The sequence below is a fragment of the Polaromonas vacuolata genome, from assembly GCF_012584515.1.
GTDB classification, from domain to species: domain Bacteria; phylum Pseudomonadota; class Gammaproteobacteria; order Burkholderiales; family Burkholderiaceae_C; genus Polaromonas; species Polaromonas vacuolata.
This window is the reverse complement of sequence record NZ_CP051461.1, coordinates 480,001-498,072: the sequence shown is the minus strand read 5'-3', so window position 1 is coordinate 498,072 and position 18,072 is coordinate 480,001. Positions and strand designations below refer to the sequence as shown.

At 51.7% G+C, this 18,072-nt stretch carries 14 protein-coding genes and 2 rRNA genes (1 of these 16 only partly in view); 10 read left to right on the top strand and 6 right to left on the bottom strand.

The window, feature by feature from the left end:
- Positions 1 to 296 precede the first annotated feature (296 nt).
- Together HC248_RS02430 and HC248_RS02425 are read left to right on the top strand one after the other, a co-directional pair.
- Positions 297 to 1,397 (top strand): transposase, encoded by a 1,101-nt coding sequence (locus HC248_RS02430; protein ID WP_202882407.1) that lies wholly within the window; start codon positions 297 to 299, stop codon positions 1,395 to 1,397.
- Positions 1,398 to 1,551: 154 nt separating this feature from the next.
- Positions 1,552 to 2,811 (top strand): O-linked N-acetylglucosamine transferase, SPINDLY family protein, encoded by a 1,260-nt coding sequence (locus HC248_RS02425; RefSeq protein ID WP_202882406.1) that lies wholly within the window; start codon positions 1,552 to 1,554, stop codon positions 2,809 to 2,811.
- A 22-nt stretch (positions 2,812 to 2,833) separates the two neighbouring features.
- Here HC248_RS02425 and tnpC read toward each other — a convergent pair whose 3' ends face one another.
- From tnpC to tnpA, 3 genes are all read right to left on the bottom strand, one after another.
- Positions 2,834 to 4,414 carry an IS66 family transposase gene (tnpC, locus tag HC248_RS02420; protein ID WP_420372009.1) on the bottom strand — a complete coding sequence of 527 codons (1,581 nt, stop codon included), beginning with the start codon at positions 4,412 to 4,414 and terminating at the stop codon, positions 2,834 to 2,836.
- 108 nt (positions 4,415 to 4,522) lie between these two features.
- The gene (tnpB, locus tag HC248_RS02415) at positions 4,523 to 4,879 is read right to left on the bottom strand and encodes an IS66 family insertion sequence element accessory protein TnpB (protein WP_168921107.1); all 357 of its coding nucleotides are present in this window, start codon (positions 4,877 to 4,879) and stop codon (positions 4,523 to 4,525) included.
- On the bottom strand, positions 4,879 to 5,391 hold the full coding sequence (gene tnpA / locus HC248_RS02410) for an IS66 family insertion sequence element accessory protein TnpA (RefSeq protein ID WP_168921106.1): 513 nt from the start codon (positions 5,389 to 5,391) through the stop codon (positions 4,879 to 4,881). Before tnpA ends, tnpB begins: the two co-directional genes overlap by 1 nt.
- A gap of 19 nt (positions 5,392 to 5,410) precedes the next feature.
- On the opposite strand from tnpA, the gene HC248_RS02405 reads away from it, so the two are divergent.
- The 7 genes from HC248_RS02405 to HC248_RS02375 all read left to right on the top strand — a co-directional run bounded on the left by HC248_RS02405 (position 5,411) and on the right by HC248_RS02375 (position 11,911).
- The gene (locus tag HC248_RS02405) at positions 5,411 to 6,448 is read left to right on the top strand and encodes a class I SAM-dependent methyltransferase (RefSeq protein WP_168921105.1); all 1,038 of its coding nucleotides are present in this window, start codon (positions 5,411 to 5,413) and stop codon (positions 6,446 to 6,448) included.
- A gap of 292 nt (positions 6,449 to 6,740) precedes the next feature.
- A protein-coding gene (locus tag HC248_RS02400) for an IS3 family transposase (protein WP_168921018.1) occupies positions 6,741 to 7,894 on the top strand; the annotation gives its coding sequence in 2 pieces (ribosomal slippage) (positions 6,741 to 6,984 and positions 6,984 to 7,894; 1,155 coding nt in all).
- 246 nt (positions 7,895 to 8,140) lie between these two features.
- Positions 8,141 to 10,051, top strand: a complete 1,911-nt coding sequence (locus HC248_RS02395) for a GGDEF domain-containing protein (protein WP_238342695.1) — start codon at positions 8,141 to 8,143, stop codon at positions 10,049 to 10,051.
- 559 nt (positions 10,052 to 10,610) lie between these two features.
- The gene (locus HC248_RS02390) at positions 10,611 to 10,832 is read left to right on the top strand and encodes a DUF6447 family protein (protein WP_168921104.1); all 222 of its coding nucleotides are present in this window, start codon (positions 10,611 to 10,613) and stop codon (positions 10,830 to 10,832) included.
- 7 nt (positions 10,833 to 10,839) lie between these two features.
- Positions 10,840 to 11,043, top strand: a complete 204-nt coding sequence (locus HC248_RS02385) for a hypothetical protein (protein ID WP_168921103.1) — start codon at positions 10,840 to 10,842, stop codon at positions 11,041 to 11,043.
- 396 nt (positions 11,044 to 11,439) lie between these two features.
- A complete protein-coding gene (locus HC248_RS02380) occupies positions 11,440 to 11,655 on the top strand; it encodes a DUF6447 family protein (protein ID WP_168921102.1) in 216 nt (71 codons plus the stop codon).
- A 13-nt stretch (positions 11,656 to 11,668) separates the two neighbouring features.
- Positions 11,669 to 11,911 carry a hypothetical protein gene (locus HC248_RS02375; RefSeq protein WP_168921101.1) on the top strand — a complete coding sequence of 81 codons (243 nt, stop codon included), beginning with the start codon at positions 11,669 to 11,671 and terminating at the stop codon, positions 11,909 to 11,911.
- 90 nt (positions 11,912 to 12,001) lie between these two features.
- On the opposite strand, the gene HC248_RS02370 is transcribed toward HC248_RS02375, so the two are convergent.
- Entirely contained in the window at positions 12,002 to 12,982 is a 981-nt protein-coding gene (locus HC248_RS02370) for an IS30 family transposase (RefSeq protein WP_168920958.1), read from the bottom strand.
- A gap of 828 nt (positions 12,983 to 13,810) precedes the next feature.
- On the opposite strand from HC248_RS02370, the gene HC248_RS02365 reads away from it, so the two are divergent.
- Positions 13,811 to 14,973, top strand: a protein-coding gene (locus HC248_RS02365) for an IS3 family transposase (protein WP_168921100.1) whose coding sequence is annotated in 2 segments (ribosomal slippage) — positions 13,811 to 14,054 and positions 14,054 to 14,973 — 1,164 coding nt in all. Because the reading frame shifts where the segments join, the coding sequence is not laid out codon by codon here.
- A 152-nt stretch (positions 14,974 to 15,125) separates the two neighbouring features.
- Here HC248_RS02365 and rrf read toward each other — a convergent pair.
- Positions 15,126 to 15,238: ribosomal RNA gene (rrf, locus tag HC248_RS02360) — 5S ribosomal RNA — on the bottom strand.
- Positions 15,239 to 15,462: 224 nt separating this feature from the next.
- Positions 15,463 to 18,072, bottom strand: a 23S ribosomal RNA gene (locus HC248_RS02355); it runs 270 nt beyond the window's last position.

Sequence of the window (18,072 nt, the reverse complement as noted above, 5' to 3'; positions counted from 1 at the left end):
GAAAGAAATAAAAGAGACATCCACGTTAGTGAGATGTAGCTAATCCATAGCGATTGAGGTGATGGGCATTCTTGATGCCTTTATGGCGGGGATGAACGTGCGGCAAGGACATAAAAGCGACATCCACGTAAATCAGCCCCACCCAGACCCCGAATCCCACTTAGACAAAAAAACAGGCCACCCATGTAAGCGACGGTAACTAACACCAGCACCGATAACCGCCTGTTAGAGTTCCGAGCATGACTCGATCCCGATCGTCTCTTGTTTCACTGTCAGACACGCCCTGGTACCACGTCGTGAATCGCTGTGTTCGCCGGGCTTTTTTGTGCGGTCATGACAAAACTACTCAGCAAAACTTTGACCACCGCAGGGCTTGGATAGAAACGCGGATTCGTGAGTTAGCCTCGGTTTTCACCATTGACGTGGCCGCTTATGCGGTGATGAGTAACCACTACCACGTGGTTCTTCGTGTTGATAAAGCGCGGGCGTTGTCGATGGATCATGAAGCTGTGTTGCGCCGGTGGACGCAGCTTTTTACTGGGCCGCTATTGGTGCAGCGCTACCTGTCTGCGGCGCGCGATCAGATGGGTGAGAGTGAATGCGCCAAGGTGATGGCGTTTGCTGAGTTGTACCGTCAGCGCCTGCATGACTTGTCGTGGTTTATGCGCGTACTTAACGAGTCAATTGCTCACCAAGCCAATACCGAAGACGACTGCACGGGTCGATTTTGGGAAGGCCGCTTTAAAAGTCAGGCCTTGTTGGACGAACAAGCTTTGTTAGCGGCCATGGCTTATGTGGACCTGAACCCGATTCGTGCGGGTATGGCAGAGTCTTTGTCTGAGAGTCTGCACACTTCGATTTATGCGCGTCTGGCTGAGCTGCAAGGTCAGCAGTTTCTAGCCATATCGGCACCGGTTGTGGCGCCAGAGGTTATGGGTGAAGTTGAAAGCGCTCGCTTGGCAGCACCGGCATTGCCCAGTTTGTCGGGTCTTTTGCCTGAGGCTGCTTTGTCTGCATTGCCACAAGCTCCGCTAATGCCTTTTGATGTTACTAGCCGCTTTGAGCAAGCCGTGCCATTTGGCTTAGAAAAGTATTTAGAGCTAGTTGACACCATGGGCCGCGCTGTTCACCCGGGCAAACGCGGGGTGATTGCGGCGCATACGCCGTCCTTGCTAAGTCGGTTAGGTATGAATGCGGAGGCTTTTATTGCCTGCGCTGACCATTTCTTTAAAGACTTTGCCAGCGCCGTAGGTACGCCGGCCAAGCTACTAGAAATCGCTGCGCAACGCCAGCAACGTGCTTTGCGCGGTTTGGCGGCTGCTCGGCTTGTGTTTGGGGTTAAAAACGGGTTAGAAAAAAATAGTCGTGTTAGCCCAAACAACACCCTCGCTAATTAGCATTAGTAGAAAACCAAAAAAAGATAAACGACACTCACTGAGTTAAGCCGCAAGCCAGCGACCATTAGCGATTCAATAAACACTGAGCATTCACGACGATGGCGTCCGTCAATCATTTAAATGCGCACTGTGAAACATAGGATACCGACTTAGTTTGCCCACACTTATACCCGCCAAGAGCGCTCTGCCGCCGTTACTAAAAGCCGCCCAAGCCCATGCCCAAGGTGGGCGCTTTGCCGAGTTATTGGCTGAATGCCGCAGCATCACATCGGCATACCCAAACGATGTCAGCGCCCTGCTGGACGTGAGTGCTTTACTGTCAAGCTTTGGCTTTCTCACCCCCGCCAGAGAATGCTTGGAGCGTGCCCGTGTCATCGCCCCTGATGATTTGCGCTCGCTTGTCAATCTGGCCAATCTTGCGCGTGACAGTGGGCAGCATGCCCAATCTCGCGCACTGTATGCACTGCTGTTGGCGCGCCTGCCTCAGCAGCCGGTGATTCGCCGCAATGCAGTTGTCAGTCTGGAATACGACCCTGAAGTTTCCGACCCCGACCGCTTGGCCGCTGCCCGTGCCTGGGGTGACTGGGCTGTGGCACAAGCCGGTGGCGTTCGGCCGCGTCCGTTGGTTCGCTCAGCATCGGGTCGTGCTTTGCGGATTGCTTATGTTTCGGCAGATTTTTGTCAGCACACTGTCGGACTTTTGGTTAAAGATATTCTCCAATCCCATGATGTGACTCAAGTCACAGTCTTTGCCTACTACGCGGGCCAGCTCAAGGATTGGGTTACGACAGCTATTGCTGGCAGTTGCCAGATGCGGGATGTAGCGGCTTTAAATGACACAGCGCTGGCTGAGTTGATTCGGCAAGATGGGATTGATGTCTTAGTTGATTTATCCGGTCACACCGCGGGTTCACGCTTGACGGTTTTTGCGCATCGCCCGGCTCCGGTTCAGGTCTCGTGGCTGGGTTACTTTGCCACCACCGGTCTGGCCTATATGGATGCTGTGCTGCTAGACGAATGGCATGCCCCACCGGGCGCCGAGCAGCAGTTTGTGGAAACCTTGGTGCGGTTGCCGGCTGGCCGTCTGTGCTATCAACCCGTCCCGTTCGCGCCAGCGTTATCACCCCCGCCTTGTCTTAATAATGGCTTCGTTACTTTTGGCAGTTTTAACAACACGGGCAAATACAACTCCAGGGTGTTTGATGTTTGGGCGCAAGTTCTTGTCTCTGTACCTAACTCTCGGCTCATCCTTAAATGGCGTAGCTTTAATGACGAGGCTTTGCGTCAGTCGGTGACCGAGGCCTTCGCAGAGCGCGGCATTGACCCTGAGCGCCTTAGTTTGCGTGGCCCGTCTTTCCATGCGGACATGCTCCAGCAATATGCCGATATTGATATTGCGTTAGACCCTTTGTAAGCGCTCCACAAACCCCAGTGTTTCAACCAGCGATATGACCCGATAAATCGGGTATGCGCAGATTCCACGGCAGCAACGCCTCAACCTCTTCGACGGTCTTGGCCGCTGGCAAATCACGCATCACCCGGCGCAGCCAGGCATAGGGCTCCAGCCCATTGGCTTTGGCCGTCTGCACCAGTGAATAGATCACCGCACTGGAGTGCGCCCCAGCTGGCGTATCACTGAATAACCACGCCTTTCGACCAACCACAAAGGGTCGAATCGCATTCTCACAGCGGTTGTTGTCAATCGGCAGATCTCCACGCTGCGTGTAAACGGTAAGCCGACTCCACAAATCGCCCATATAGGCCAACGCCGTACCCAGCGCACTTTTGGGCGTCACCAGTGGCTGCGTTTTCTGCAGCCACGCCTGCAACTGAGCCAGTACCGGTACGCTGCGGCTCTGGCGCACCAGATACCGGGCTTCAATACTGGCATCCTTGAGCGCCCGCTCAATTGCGTACAACTTGCCAATCAAGGCCACGGCCTCATCAGCCTTGCCGCGTTTGCCCTTGGACTGGATCCGCATCGCATCAACAAAGCGCCGACGCACATGCGCCCAGCACGCAAGACGCTCAATTCCCTGGCTGCGCTCGACTTCGTTATAGCCAGCGTAGCCATCGGTCATCAAATAACCTTTGAAGCCCTCCAGCAGACGCACGGGCACCTTGGCACTTCGGCTCGGATCGTAGTCATACAGCACCACCGGCTTGTCCGGCGGGCCGCCAGTCTGCACCCACATATAACTGTTCGATGTGGGCGAGCGGCCCTTCTCCTTGAGCACCTGCACCACCGTCTCATCCATGTACAGCAGCGAGCCGTCCAGCAAGATGTCGCGCATCAGGTTGTGCAGCGGTTGCAGCAGGTGTGAGCAGCCAATCACCCAGCGCGCCAGTGTCTGGCGCGGTACCGCCGCGCCGTGGCGCTCCAGTACGTGTTCAAAGCGTGCCAGCGGCAAACCATCGACGAACTTGACGGCTATCAGCATGGCCAGGAAGTCGGCACTGGCGTTGCTCTTGGGCAGTGGCTGCGCTGGCAAGTCGGCAGTGATGGGTGCGTGCAAGCTGCCGGGGCAGCCGTAGCGCTTGCGGATGTGGCGCAGCACGCGTACCTGCATGGGCACGATGTCGAGTTGTTCGCTGATGTCTTGGCCGATTTCCACCATCGGGGTGCCGCAGGGGCAGGTGCGATCGGACTCGGGCACATCGTGCACCACATCGACCCGCTCCAGCTGGGCAGGCAAAGGAGCGCGCTTGCCGCGGGCGAGCTTAACGGCTGGCAGCACTTCAGCCGCAATGGGGGCGAGGTCTTGCGCCTCGGTGCTCGACTGCGCCAGGGCCTCTGCCTCATCAAACAAGCGGCTCTGGGCGGACAACTGCTCGGAGCTGGCACCGAACATGCGTTGGCGCGCCAGCACGGCTTGCTCCAGCATGCGGACAATGTATTCATGGGCATCCAGCCGAATGGCCTGGACGGCGTGCTGGTAGGCCAATTGTGCCGCTTGCTCGCAGGCCGCTTGCTGGGCTACCAGCAACGTTTTGAGAGCCTCGTTGAGGGCCTCAATATTGGCGGGCAAAACGCTCGATTCAGGGATCTTTGGAAACACGATCTTCAGAGGAGTAAAGGGGGTTTCCAAGGAGTTAAAGGACATGCTGTATTTTAACGAATTCCCCTATGAAACGGACGCAAAATCGAGGGTTTTATGAAGTTTATTTCGCCACAAATCGAAGCCTTCGAGCAGCCAGCCAAACTCCTGCAAGCTGATGACTCTTGTGGCCTCTTGTTCATCACGCGGCCACGCAAACTTGTCTGCCTCCAATCGCTTTTGCCACAGACAAAAGCCGTTGCGGTGCCAGTACAAGGCTTTGATCTTGTTGTGCTGGCGATTGGTGAAGACGTACAGGGCAATGGCAAACGGGTTTAAGCCCAGCTCTTGTTCGACCAGAACGCTCAAGCCGTCGATGGCTTTCCTGAAATCGATGGCTTCGCGGTACAGGTAGACCTGCTCAAGGGTGCAGCCGGGGTGCATCAGTGCACGCCTTGTGCGCAGCAACTCAATGCAATGAGCCAGGCCGGCTCGGGGGGTGCCTGCATTTGTAGTCGTATGGAGCCCGGCAGTATCAGCGTCCAGTTGTGGGGGGTGTGAATATGGCTGGGGTTGGACGCAGCACCAGTGCGTTCAACAATCGGCGCACAGGGTGCAGGCGGTGCAGGCGGTGCAGGCGGTGCAGGCAGTGCACAGCGCGCCGGTGCGCGCACGATGGACTGCGCGCTCTGATCGGGCTTGCCGCTTGTGATGCGCAGGGCTAGAAACTTGCCCGCGCAAACTGCAACGCTGGGCTCAATGTCCTGAGGCGCTGCATTGAAACTTGCCGGGGCACCAGCATCAATTGCAGTGGCTTGTCTCAAGCGCAGTTTTTGTTGCCAGCCGTACACGGTTGAGCCGGCAAGGCCGTGCTTCTTGGCATACGCACCCATGGTGAGGCCCTCGCGCCAGGCTGTCGTAACGTGTTGTTCCCATGAAATCGTTTGTGCTTGCATCGTTGCTTTTCCATCTGAGTTGAGATGGGCCAAGCTTGACAAATTCGACTTCGTCTTTCAAGTCTGGCGTTCTTGGATCGCTTACGACCCTTTCCCCTTTACCGGCGGTCTGACCAGTTGCGAGGCCTTGTGGATGGGTGTGCCAGTGATCACCTTAGCGCAAAGCAGAGCGGTAAGCCGTCAAACGCATGCGTTTTTAAGCACTATCGGACTGGCAGAACTATCCGCCAAAGACACTGCTGATTACCTGCGTATCGCAACAGAACTGGCGAATGACAAGGCGCGTTTGGCGCTTTATAGGTCTAGCCTACGCCAGACAATGCTTGCGTCGCCGTTGATGAACGTCAAAGCATTCGTCCAGCAGTTAGAAGCGTGTTTTAAAAATCTAAATGCTCAACTATTTGAAAGCCAGTCAGTCATGCCAACCCCTGCCATTGCCGCTATCAATGCCGCTACTAAAACCATATTGCACGTTGGCCCCGGTCACCGTCAAAACGGTGCCAAGCTACCGACGGCATTTCAAAACAACGATTGGCAGGAAATTCGACTAGACATTGACCCGGCGAATCAGCCCGACATCATCGGTTCTATGCTGGACATGGCGGCGGTAAAAAGTCAAAGCATGGACGCTGTTTACTCGGCACACAACATTGAGCATGTTTACGCGCATGAGGTGCCGGTGGTGCTGGCCGAGTTCTTGCGGGTATTAAAACCGACGGGTTACTTGGTGATCACCTGTCCAGACTTGCAGACCGTGTGCGCGTTGGTGGCAGAAGATAAGTTAACGGATGCGGCTTACACCGCACAGGCGGGCATCATCACGCCACTGGATATTTTGTACGGTCATGGTGCGGCGTTGGCGGCTGGCCATCATTTCATGGCGCACAAATGTGGTTTTACGCTTAAAACCTTGACTACCGCATTGCAAACAGCAGGCTTCAAAACCATAGCGGGTAAGCGCCGGGAATTAGGGCTGGACTTGTGGCTAGTGGCGGTCAAAGACGCGATGGCAGAGCCAGAACTGCGGGCGCTGGCGGGCAACTTATTGCCACAATAAAGAAGAAATCACCTTCTTGTGCAGTGCTTACGGATAAACCGACGTTAATAAAGTTAACCACATTTGACGGCGTTATTAGATCGCCTTGCGTTGTGTCAGTCTGAACACGCTCAAACTGCTTTTTTCTTGTGCTGGCCCAGCGTGAAGAACTGTTACGGCACGACAGTCATCAAGACGCATGTGGCGAGACACGCTTATCTTTGTTTTACGCTGAGTGAATCTGTGGACCTAGTCAAAAAAGTAGACAAAGAGTTCCTCTAAAGGTTTAAATCAAACCTTGAAAAGGAAATTCATGAGCAAACATCACAGTGAACAGTTCAGGCAGCAAGCAGTCGAACACGTTTTAAATCACCCAGGGCAGTCCGTTGCGAACACAGCCAAGCTGCTTGGCGTTGGCTACTCCACGTTAGACAAGTGGATGCGTGTACACCGCACTAGCATCGGCGTTACCGCCAGCGCGGCCTTATCGATAGATCAACAACGACTTCGTACGCTTGAGCGTGAGAACGCGCACTTACGAGAGGTCAACGACATACTAAAAAAAGCGCACGTGTACTTCGTGAAAAATCCAAGTCTGCCAAGTACACGTTTATGAAATCTCACTTGGACGCCTACCGCATGGCCGCTCTGTGCGCGGCTTTGTCGGTTAGCCGCTCGGGCTACTACGCATGGCTTGCCCGCCCACAGCGAGCAACTGATCTGCACGATGCCATTCGTGCCTGCCACACAGCGCATAAAGCAAGAGTGGGCGCACCCAGCATCCACGCCGAGCTCGTTGGTAGCGGCTTAAACGCTTGCGCGCGCACCGTCGGTAGGCATATGCATTATTTGGGATTACGCGCTAAAGGAAGTCAGAAATTTAAACGCACCACTGACTCTAATCACGGCAAATTAGCCTCGCCTAACTTGCTGGAGCGCCAGTTCGAAGTGTGCGCACCTAATCAGGTTTGGGTTGGAGACATTACTTATATACGCACTGCGCAGGGTTGGCTGTATTTGGCCACGGTGATCGACTTGTACAGTCGCGCTGTTGTAGGCTGGCAGATGAGCGGGCGAATTGATAGCAAGTTAGTGTGCGATGCATTGCAAGCGGCCATTCTCACCAGAGGAAAACCTACTGGCGTGATGGTTCACACCGATCAGGGATCGCAATACGTGTCGAACGCGTACCGCAAAATGCTCAGGGAAAGTTTACTTATTCAAAGCATGAGTAGGCGCGGAAATTGTTGGGATAACGCCGTAGCAGAATCGTTCTTCGCCACACTGAAAAAGCAAGCTATTCACGGTGAATACTTTGCAACCCGAGAGCTAGCTAAGCAGGCAGTCTTTGAATACATAGAGGCTTATTACAATCGCATTCGCAGGCATTCAACCGTTGGCTGGCTAAGCCCACTTAACTTTGAAAATCTGTATTACCAATCTTTAGAGGACTCTGCTGTCCATTAATCTGACTAGGTTCACTGCTTAGTAAATTTTAAAAAAGTTACTCTGCGTTATCGGCACGATTAAGTTAAGTCGCCATCGTTAGCGTCATACTTTATGGCCTTAATTTTCATCTTCACTTTCGCAGCAAAAGTCTATCGCCTCGGCACACGCCAAAATATGATGGCGCTCGCAATTCGCGTTACTTGTCACGACTGAGTCACGCAACACCCATAAGATGAGTTCTTCATTTTTTATATTTCACACCTTATGAGTAGCGTTCAGTTTGCTGCGGCAAGAGCAAACCCTGCAGCGGGTATTTTTTCGACGGTATTAGAAAAACGACGTTGCCTATTCAACGCCAAGTCTGTGCCCACAGCCATGCACTCAGACTTGGTACAGCGTGGTCGTGGGCCACTGGCTAGCTTGATGCGCAGCAATGGGCTTTACTGCGTTTTTCAGCCAATAGTTTCGCTGCGCGACGGTTCAATTTACTCGCATGAAGCTTTGATACGAGGTAGACCAGACTCTGCTCTTCACGCCCCTGACAGGCTGTTAGATGCGGCGGCGAAAGAGGGTTTGAGTGAAGAGTTCGAAAACCATTGCCTCATGGTGGAACTAGGCCAATGGAGCGCGCTGCACGAGTCAAGACGATTGTTTGTCAACATCAGTGCCAAGGTCTTGGAGCAAGTTTATGAACGCTGTGGACGCGAGCTTTTGCTGGCCTATATTCGTGACTTAGGAATTTTGCCGAGCATGTTGGTGCTGGAAATTACCGAGCACGAGCGGGTTAGCGATATGGACTATCTCGCCGAGATAGTCCAAGACATACGCGAGACCGGTGTGAGTCTAGCGTTAGATGATTTTGGTGATGGCCGCTCAAGCTTAAGGTTGTGGTCGCAGCTCAAGCCTGAGATTGTGAAGATCGATAAGTACTTCACCAAAGACATCAGCAAGCACGCAGAAAAAGTCAAAACGATTCAAGCGTTGCAGCAAATTGCAGAAATCTTTGACACCACCTTAGTCGCAGAAGGCATTGAGACAGAAGATGATTTACGCGTGTTGCGTGATTTGGGTATTGCGTATGGCCAAGGCTATTTTCTTGGTCGCCCTGCACTCTTGCCACGCGAAAGCGTAGAGCCACAAGCGTTGATGGTGATACAGGATCGCAGGGTTGCGGTCTACCCTGAATTGCGTCGTGTATCCCATGTTGGTCAAAAACAGCGCGTCTCTGTGGTCGAGGCGCCTTGTGCGACTTTGCACACCACCAACGATGAACTGGCGTCTATTTTGTTGGCACGCACCGATCTGCATGCCATAGCGGTTGTGGACGGCAGTCGTCCGGTGGGCATCATCAATCGCACGGATTTTATGAACGCATACAGCAAGAGCTATTACCGTGAGCTCTGGGGCCGAAAACCTTGTGCATCGCATATCAATCCTGAACCTAGAGTGATTGAGCGCAATCACCCTGTGGAGGAATTGCTAAGCATTCTTACGTCTACCGATCAACGCTACCTCATCGACGGATTTATCGTGACTGAAAATGGTCGCTATGTTGGCTTAGGAACCGGCGATCAACTGGTTCGCTCCGTCATGGAAACACGCATAGAGGCCGCCCGCCACGCCAATCCTTTAACCTTTTTGCCTGGCAATATTCCTATCAGTCAGCACATAGAGCGGCTACTGGCAAGCGGTGCCGAATTTATCGCCTGTTACGCTGATTTGAATAATTTCAAACCCTTCAATGACCAGTATGGCTATTGGCGGGGCGACGAAATGATTCGGCTGGTAGCCAAACTCGCCTTGGCCCACTGCAACCCACAACGCGACTTTGTTGGTCACGTCGGAGGCGATGACTTTGTCATCTTGTACCAAAGCACTGATTGGCAATTGCAGTGCGAGCAAATCATCAGCGAATTTGCGCAACAGGCGATTGAGCTATTCGATGCTCCGGCACGCGAAGCTGGAGGCATTCACGCGGAAGATAGGCACGGAGTTGCACGATTTTTTCCTTTGACCACGCTGTCAATCGGTGCGGTCAATATTCACCGCGACGAATACACCAGTGCAGAACAAGTCGCTTCAGTTGCGGCCCGTGCAAAGCATGATGCAAAAATTCATGGCGAAGGTTTGGTGGTGCGTGACAACACAAACTTCAATGAGGGTGGCGTGTTTTAAACACGCTCGGTTTTTGTATCGCGGGTATTTTTGATGCTGTATGGACTGCCTCGTTATTAACCATGCGTTGATTGTTAGCTGCTGATTTTGTAGGGCAAATACTATGACCATTCAAAAATCAGCTTAGCGTTTAGCCGTGCCTAACTGCGCGACAAAAGCAGATTGAACATTTGCTACGCTCTCTGGTTGATCTCATAGACAAATTAAAAAATTTCAACTTGATGATGAAATACGAAGGCAGTCATAAGTGACCTGAAAGCACAAAGCGGATTTGACTATTTCAGATTGGATATGATGTACTTAAATGCTATGACTTAACGGCGTTTAGCCATGCAAGTTTTATCTGCTTGGCGACTAGACAGTGCAAAGGCGCGAATGCCAATTCAAGCGCCTATATTGTTTGAATCTCTGTGACTACTTGTGCCTCTTTTGCTGTAAGTGCCGTAAGTGCCCTGCATTTCACGGCCAAAACAACCTTACGGTTTTTACCTTGAAGACCGTGTAAAAACCAAGCTCAGTTCACGACAAACCCCCTACTTTTCACATAAAGGAACCGCTCATGTCAAAAATCACAATAGACAACACAGATTACGAACTTGACACCCTCGCAGATGAAGCTAAAGCGCAGCTAGGCAGCCTGCAATTTGTAGATGCAGAACTGGCTCGACTTAACGCCCAAACCGCTGTTTTACAAACCGCCCGCATGGCTTACAGCAATGCATTGAAGGCGGCCTTACCAGCTTCGCCGGATGGCGAGGTTGAGTTGATGAAACTCAATTGACCTTGCTATGAACCTCAAGCACACCAGTCAAGACGATTACCTGCATGAGCTCCAAGCCATCAAGGCAGAGTCGATTGGTTGGCTGCCGTTGGGACAGAACGTTTACTTGCACAGAGGCGCTCCGATTGGTGCGGCTCTAGATTCAGTCATAGAGGTTGTAGGTATTGCTGATGCGGATATGGCGGGCTTGAACGTGCTGTGGTTAGTTTGAGTCGATTCCCGCTTAATTTTCTCGTCACTAATTATTAGCCGCGCGCTATCGCAGTGCAGTTGAAAAGAGAATTTAATCAGCGGTTTCAGAGCAACTCCGACTTGACCGCACATCAATGAAGTCAATTACTCCTTAGGGGTGTGAATGTCTCGAAGCGCGTCATTGCCAACGATTACCACCAAAATCTTGACACAAGACTATGAGCGGCCGATCAGCATCAATTTTTCATCCACCTACTGTTAGGTCGCCTGAATATCAAATTCGTTGAAAAAAAACCTAACCCTTACCTCAAAGCGAACACATAGCCATGCATTGTTTTAATCCATTAAGCCAAAGTACGGCGTGGATAATACGCATTGGCTTAAGCCCGTTTAATAAGCACAAAGGAATACAAATATGTCAAAAATTAAAATAGATAACCAAGAATACGAACTCGATCACCTCTCAGATGAAGTCAAAGCGCAACTCACTAGCCTGCAATTCGTAGACTCTGAACTGGCTCGCTTAAGCGCCCAAACAGCCATATTACAAACCGCCCGCATGGCTTACGCTAAAGCGCTGCAAACAGCTTTGCCTGCTGTGCCCATGGGCGATACGATAAAGTTCAGCTAACAAGTCAGCTCCAATGAATGAACAGTGGGGCATCGCCCTATTCGGAGTGATCGCCATTACCCTCTCCCAAGATCGCAGGCCGGCATGCCAACGCTACGCCTGTCTGTTTGGTTTAGCTGGACAGCCTTTTTGGTTCTACGCTGCGTGGGACTCGCAGCAGTGGGGTATCGGGTTACTAACACTGCTCTACACCTTAGCTTGGTCACGCGGCGTTTGGACGCAATGGATAAAACGCGGCAATAAAAAAACAGGTTAATAAGTTACCCGTGCTGGCGCAGGGTGCAAGTAATGCAGCGAACTGTTCAGCTTCAACAACCACTTTTTGTAAGGTTTAGAGATGGCGGATTCAAGCTTGAAGTGCAACCGTATGCTGATAGGACTCTAACTGTTCCATAAAAACCTGATGCGGCGTTCGATACCCTAAACATTTTCTAGGACGATGATTGAGCCTGTGCATCGCTAAAGCAATGTCATCGTCGGTGATGCAATTAAAGCGCATCCCCTTTGGGAAAAACTGGCGAATCAAACCGTTCATATTCTCGTTTGCCCCACGCTCCCACGAGGCGTATGGATGGGCGAAAAAGAAATCTGCACTCAGCGCAGAAGCTATTCGTTCATGCTGAGAAAATTCCTTGCCGTTATCTGTCGTGAGTGTGTGCACGCAATGAGCGAATGGTTTAAGTAAAGTGATTAACGCGTCCCCTACGGCTTGCGCTGTTTTGAATGGCACGTGGAAAATTATTGAATACCGAGAGACACGCTCGTTAATCGTCACTAGGGCTTGCTTCTGCCCGGCACCAATCACCAGATCAGCCTCCCAGTCGCCAAAGCGCGCACGCTCAAGCACGATGGCGGGTCGCAGTTCTATTGAGACCTGGCGAGAGATGGTGCCGCGCCGTTCACGGCCGCTGCTGCGTTTTTTTCGCGTCTTCTGGCAACGCAGTGTTTTATGCAAGCTGCCGCCCGCGCGTTTGTCAGCGTAGATGTACTGGTAAATGCTCTCATAGCTAACACCGGGTTGGCATCGAGCTTCGAGGTGGCCGCTGATTTGTTCGGGGCTCCAAGCCTCAGCCAACTTTTCCTCCACTACAGCCCATGTCGAGTCAGCAACTCTAGGACTATTGGCGCAGGCAAGTCTACGTTCTTGGGCTTTGTCATTTGCCTGCTTAGGGCGATAGCCTCGTAGACCGCGGTTACGACGCAACTCACGGCTGATGCTCGATTTATCACGGTCCATCATTTTTGCAATTTCACTTTGATTGAAGTTTGCTTTGACGAGGATTGCAATCTGGTAACGTTCGTCACGGGTGAGGTGTGTGTAAATCATTCTGGGCAACTTTGACTTGGTAGTCGGGAAGCTTGGATGCTCTCACATCTCACCCACCCGTACGGTTAATTTCAAAGTTGCACTTCAGACTTGAATCCGCGGATCTTTAAACATCTAGAGAATCTCTGAATAACTACTAGCAATATATGACTGTAGAACACCCGACAAAACCCATAGCGCTATAAAACACGTAGCACGCAAGAAGTCGCCTTACACCTTTAGTTCAGTGTGAAAAATACCCGTCAGCAGGTATTTCTTGAATAAATCGACGCTGTAGTTCCATGCAATACATTGGTCGAGCGCATAGCGCTCTACCTTCCGGAAAAGCGCCCCCTTTGTCAGACTGGTTATCGCCCCTAACTTTTAGCGGAACATGCGCCAGCATCGCTACAGAAAAACAGAAAACAAAACATTCACTGCGTCGATTCAAAGCGTCAGCCTTAAACAATGTCAGACAGCTTGATAAACAGACGCTAGAAACGGCGACTGCCGACCTTAATAGGTCTTTAGGTTCGTCAAAGTACTGGCGGAATGATGAGTGCTAAAACCTGTTGCAGACAATCGTAAAAGTCTAAGCAGACAGCGCGTACCTAGTGCAGGTTCGTACTCAATTTGGCTTGTCCGAGCGCACCGTACAGCGCTGGCAGCACCCCCGATGCACACACTTGATACCACCAAAACCGCGTGTACGGGCTGCACACGCGCGCTGAGCCGTCCAACAAGCTCAACGCACGCAGGCGGAAAGCAGCTTTGGCACTGTGGACCTAGTCAAAAAAGTAGACAAAGAGTTCCTCTAAAGGTTTAAATCAAACCTTGAAAAGGAAATTCATGCGCAAACATCACAGTGAACAGTTCAGGCAGCAAGCAGTCGAACACGTTTTAAATCACCCAGGGCAGTGCGTTGCGAACACAGCCAAGCTGCTTGGCGTTGGCTACTCCACGTTAGACAAGTGGATGCGTGTACACCGCACTAGCATCGGCGTTACCGCCAGCGCGGCCTTATCGACAGATCAACAACGACTTCGTACGCTTGAGCGTGAGAACGCGCACTTACGAGAGGTCAACGACATACTAAAAAAAGCGCACGTGTACTTCGTGAAAAATCCAAGTCTGCCAAGTACACGTTTATGAAATCTCACTTGGACGCCTACCGCATGGCCGCTCTGTGCGCGGCTTTGTCGGTTAGCCGCTCGGGCTACTACGCATGGCTTGCCCGCCCACAGCGAGCAACTGATCTGCACGATGCCATTCGTGCCTGCCACACAGCGCATAAAGCGAGAGTGGGCGCACCCAGCATCCACGCCGAGCTCGTTGGTAGCGGCCTTAACGCTTGCGTGCGCACCGTCGGTAGGCATATGCATTATTTGGGCTTACGCGCTAAAGGCAGTCAGAAATTTAAACGCACCACTGACTCTAATCACGGCAAATTAGCCTCGCCTAACTTGCTGGAGCGCCAGTTCGAGGTGTGCGCACCCAACCAGGTTTGGGTTGGAGACATTACTTATATACGCACTGCGCAGGGCTGGCTGTACTTGGCCACGGTGATCGACTTGTACAGTCGCGCTGTTGTAGGCTGGCAGATGAGCGGGCGAATTGATAGCAAGTTAGTGTGTGATGCATTGCAAGCGGCCATTCTCACCAGAGGAAAACCTACTGGCGTGATGGTTCACACCGATCAGGGATCGCAATACGTGTCGAACGCGTACCGCAAAATACTCAGGGAAAGTTTACTTATTCAAAGCATGAGTAGGCGCGGAAATTGTTGGCAGATTCAAGTTAACGCCGTAGCAGAATCGTTCTTCGGCACACTGAAAAAGCAAGCTATTCACGGTGAATACTTTGCAACCCGAGAGCTAGCTAAGCAGGCAGTCTTTGAATACATAGAGGCTTATTACAATCGCATTCGCAGGCATTCAACCGTTGGCTGGCTAAGCCCACTTAACTTTGAAAATCTGTATTCCCAATCTTTAGAGGACTCTGCTGTCCATTAATTTGACTAGGTCCACAAACCATCTTGTCTTTATTGAGGGTACGTTTAATCTGTGTTTGCTGAGATTGCGGAACTAGTCGACAGAACGTCGAGAGCACAAAAAAGAAAAGCCCAGTCGATCACAAGATCAACTGGGCCAGTCTAGGCATAAGAGCCTGACGATGTCCTACTTTCACACGGGAATCCGCACTATCATCGGCGCTAAGTCGTTTCACTTTCCTGTTCGGGATGGGAAGGAGTGGTACCAACTTGCTATGGTCATCAGGCATAACTTTTTGATCGACTGAGTCCGTGCGCACCAGGGTTTAACCAGCAGCGCACCCTCAGCCCATCGAATCTATAGAGCAAATTAGCTTTTGTCGTAGTAAATGCACACCATGCCTGCTGCACAGCGTGTCTTTTTGTTTTCTTGAATGCGTCAACTTGGCATAACACCTTGATTCACAAACTGCCTGTGTCTCCACAATCAATTCGAGACTTTCAAAGTTATAGGGTCAAGCCTCACGAGCAATTAGTACAGGTTAGCTTAACGCATTACTGCGCTTCCACACCCTGCCTATCAACGTCCTGGTCTTGAACGACTCTTTAGGGGGCTCAAGGCCCCGGCAGATCTCATCTTGAAACGAGTTTCCCGCTTAGATGCTTTCAGCGGTTATCTCTTCCGAACTTAGCTACCCGGCAATGCCACTGGCGTGACAACCGGTACACCAGAGGTTCGTCCACTCCGGTCCTCTCGTACTAGGAGCAGGCTTCCTCAAATCTGCAGCGCCCACGGAAGATAGGGACCAAACTGTCTCACGACGTTTTAAACCCAGCTCACGTACCTCTTTAAATGGCGAACAGCCATACCCTTGGGACCGGCTACAGCCCCAGGATGAGATGAGCCGACATCGAGGTGCCAAACACCGCCGTCGATATGAACTCTTGGGCGGTATCAGCCTGTTATCCCCAGAGTACCTTTTATCCGTTGAGCGATGGCCCTTCCATACAGAACCACCGGATCACTATGTCCTGCTTTCGCATCTGCTCGACTTGTCAGTCTCGCAGTTAAGCACGCTTATGCCATTGCACTATCGTCACGATGTCCGACCGTAACTAGCGTACCTTCGAACTCCTCCGTTACACTTTGGGAGGAGACCGCCCCAGTCAAACTGCCTACCATGCACTGTCCCCGATCCAGATAATGGACCTAGGTTAGAACCTCAAACACACCAGGGTGGTATTTCAACGTTGGCTCCACCGAAACTAGCGTCCCGGCTTCAAAGCCTCCCACCTATCCTACACAGGTCTGTTCAAAATCCAATACAAAGCTACAGTAAAGGTTCATGGGGTCTTTCCGTCTTTCCGCGGGGAGATTGCATCATCACAAACATTTCAACTTCGCTGAGTCTCAGGAGGAGACAGTGTGGCCATCATTACGCCATTCGTGCAGGTCGGAACTTACCCGACAAGGAATTTCGCTACCTTAGGACCGTTATAGTTACGGCCGCCGTTTACTGGGACTTCAATCAAGAGCTTGCACCCCATCATTTAATCTTCCAGCACCGGGCAGGCGTCACACCCTATACGTCGACTTTCGTCTTAGCAGAGTGCTGTGTTTTTAATAAACAGTTGCAGCCACCGATTTTTTGCAGCCTTTCTCGGCTCCCCAAGTAAATGGTTCACCTACCAAAGGCACACCTTCTTCCGAAGTTACGGTGTCAATTTGCCGAGTTCCTTCTCCTGAGTTCTCTCAAGCGCCTTAGAATACTCATCTCGCGCACCAGTGTCGGTTTGCGGTACGGTCGTGTGTAGCTGAAGCTTAGTGGCTTTTCCTGGAAGCAGGGTATCACTCACTTCGTGTGCAAGCACACTCGTTATCACCCCTCATCTAAGCCCGGCGGATTTTCCTACCAGGCACGACTACAGGCTTGAACCAACATATCCAACAGTTGGCTGAGCTAACCTTCTCCGTCCCCACATCGCACTACACATCGGTACAGGAATATTGACCTGTTTCCCATCAGCTACGCATCTCTGCCTCGCCTTAGGGGCCGACTCACTCTACGCCGATGAACGTTGCGTAGAAAACCTTGCGCTTACGGCGAGGGGGCTTTTCACCCCCTTTAACGCTACTCATGTCAGCATTCGCACTTCTGATACCTCCAGCAGGGTTTACACCACCACCTTCACAGGCTTACAGAACGCTCTCCTACCACGTACAAATAAATTGCACATCCGCAGCTTCGGTAACTGGCTTAGCCCCGTTACATCTTCCGCGCAGGACGACTCGATCAGTGAGCTATTACGCTTTCTTTAAATGATGGCTGCTTCTAAGCCAACATCCTGACTGTTATAGCCTTCCCACTTCGTTTCCCACTTAGCCAATTTTAGGGACCTTAGCTGGCGGTCTGGGTTGTTTCCCTCTTGAGTCCGGACGTTAGCACCCGGTGCTCTGTCTCCCAAGCTGTACTCATCGGTATTCGGAGTTTGCCTTGGTTTGGTAAGTCGCCATGACCCCCTAGCCAAAACAGTGCTCTACCCCCGATGGTAATACTTGAGGCACTACCTAAATAGTTTTCGGAGAGAACCAGCTATTTCCAAGTTTGTTTAGCCTTTCACCCCTATCCACAGCTCATCCGCTAGTTTTGCAACACTAGTCGGTTCGGACCTCCAGTGCGTGTTACCGCACCTTCATCCTGGCCATGGATAGCTCACTTGGTTTCGGGTCTACACCCAGCGACTGTCGCCCTATTCGGACTCGATTTCTCTACGGCTTCCCTATTCGGTTAACCTTGCCACTGAATGTAAGTCGCTGACCCATTATACAAAAGGTACGCAGTCACCCGTTTCCAGGCTCCTACTTTTTGTAAGCATACGGTTTCAGGATCTATTTCACTCCCCTCCCGGGGTTCTTTTCGCCTTTCCCTCACGGTACTAGTTCACTATCGGTCAATGATGAGTATTTAGCCTTGGAGGATGGTCCCCCCATATTCAGACAGGATTTCACGTGTCCCGCCCTACTTCTCGCAAGCTTAGTACCACAAGTGTGTTTTTGCATACGGGACTATCACCCACTATGGTCAGCCTTTCCATGCTGCTTTGCTAACACTCTTGCTAT

Excerpts from the sequence above, each read along its gene's own strand:
- tnpB (WP_168921107.1), bottom strand. The coding sequence starts at position 4,879 with ATGCACCCCGGCTGCACCCTTGAGCAGGTCTACCTGTACCGCGAAGCC.
- tnpA (WP_168921106.1), bottom strand. The coding sequence starts at position 5,391 with ATGCAAGCACAAACGATTTCATGGGAACAACACGTTACGACAGCCTGG.
- HC248_RS02395 (WP_238342695.1), top strand. The coding sequence starts at position 8,141 with ATGAGTAGCGTTCAGTTTGCTGCGGCAAGAGCAAACCCTGCAGCGGGT.
- HC248_RS02390 (WP_168921104.1), top strand. The coding sequence starts at position 10,611 with ATGTCAAAAATCACAATAGACAACACAGATTACGAACTTGACACCCTC.
- HC248_RS02385 (WP_168921103.1), top strand. The coding sequence starts at position 10,840 with ATGAACCTCAAGCACACCAGTCAAGACGATTACCTGCATGAGCTCCAA.
- HC248_RS02380 (WP_168921102.1), top strand. The coding sequence starts at position 11,440 with ATGTCAAAAATTAAAATAGATAACCAAGAATACGAACTCGATCACCTC.
- HC248_RS02375 (WP_168921101.1), top strand. The coding sequence starts at position 11,669 with ATGAATGAACAGTGGGGCATCGCCCTATTCGGAGTGATCGCCATTACC.
- HC248_RS02370 (WP_168920958.1), bottom strand. The coding sequence starts at position 12,982 with ATGATTTACACACACCTCACCCGTGACGAACGTTACCAGATTGCAATC.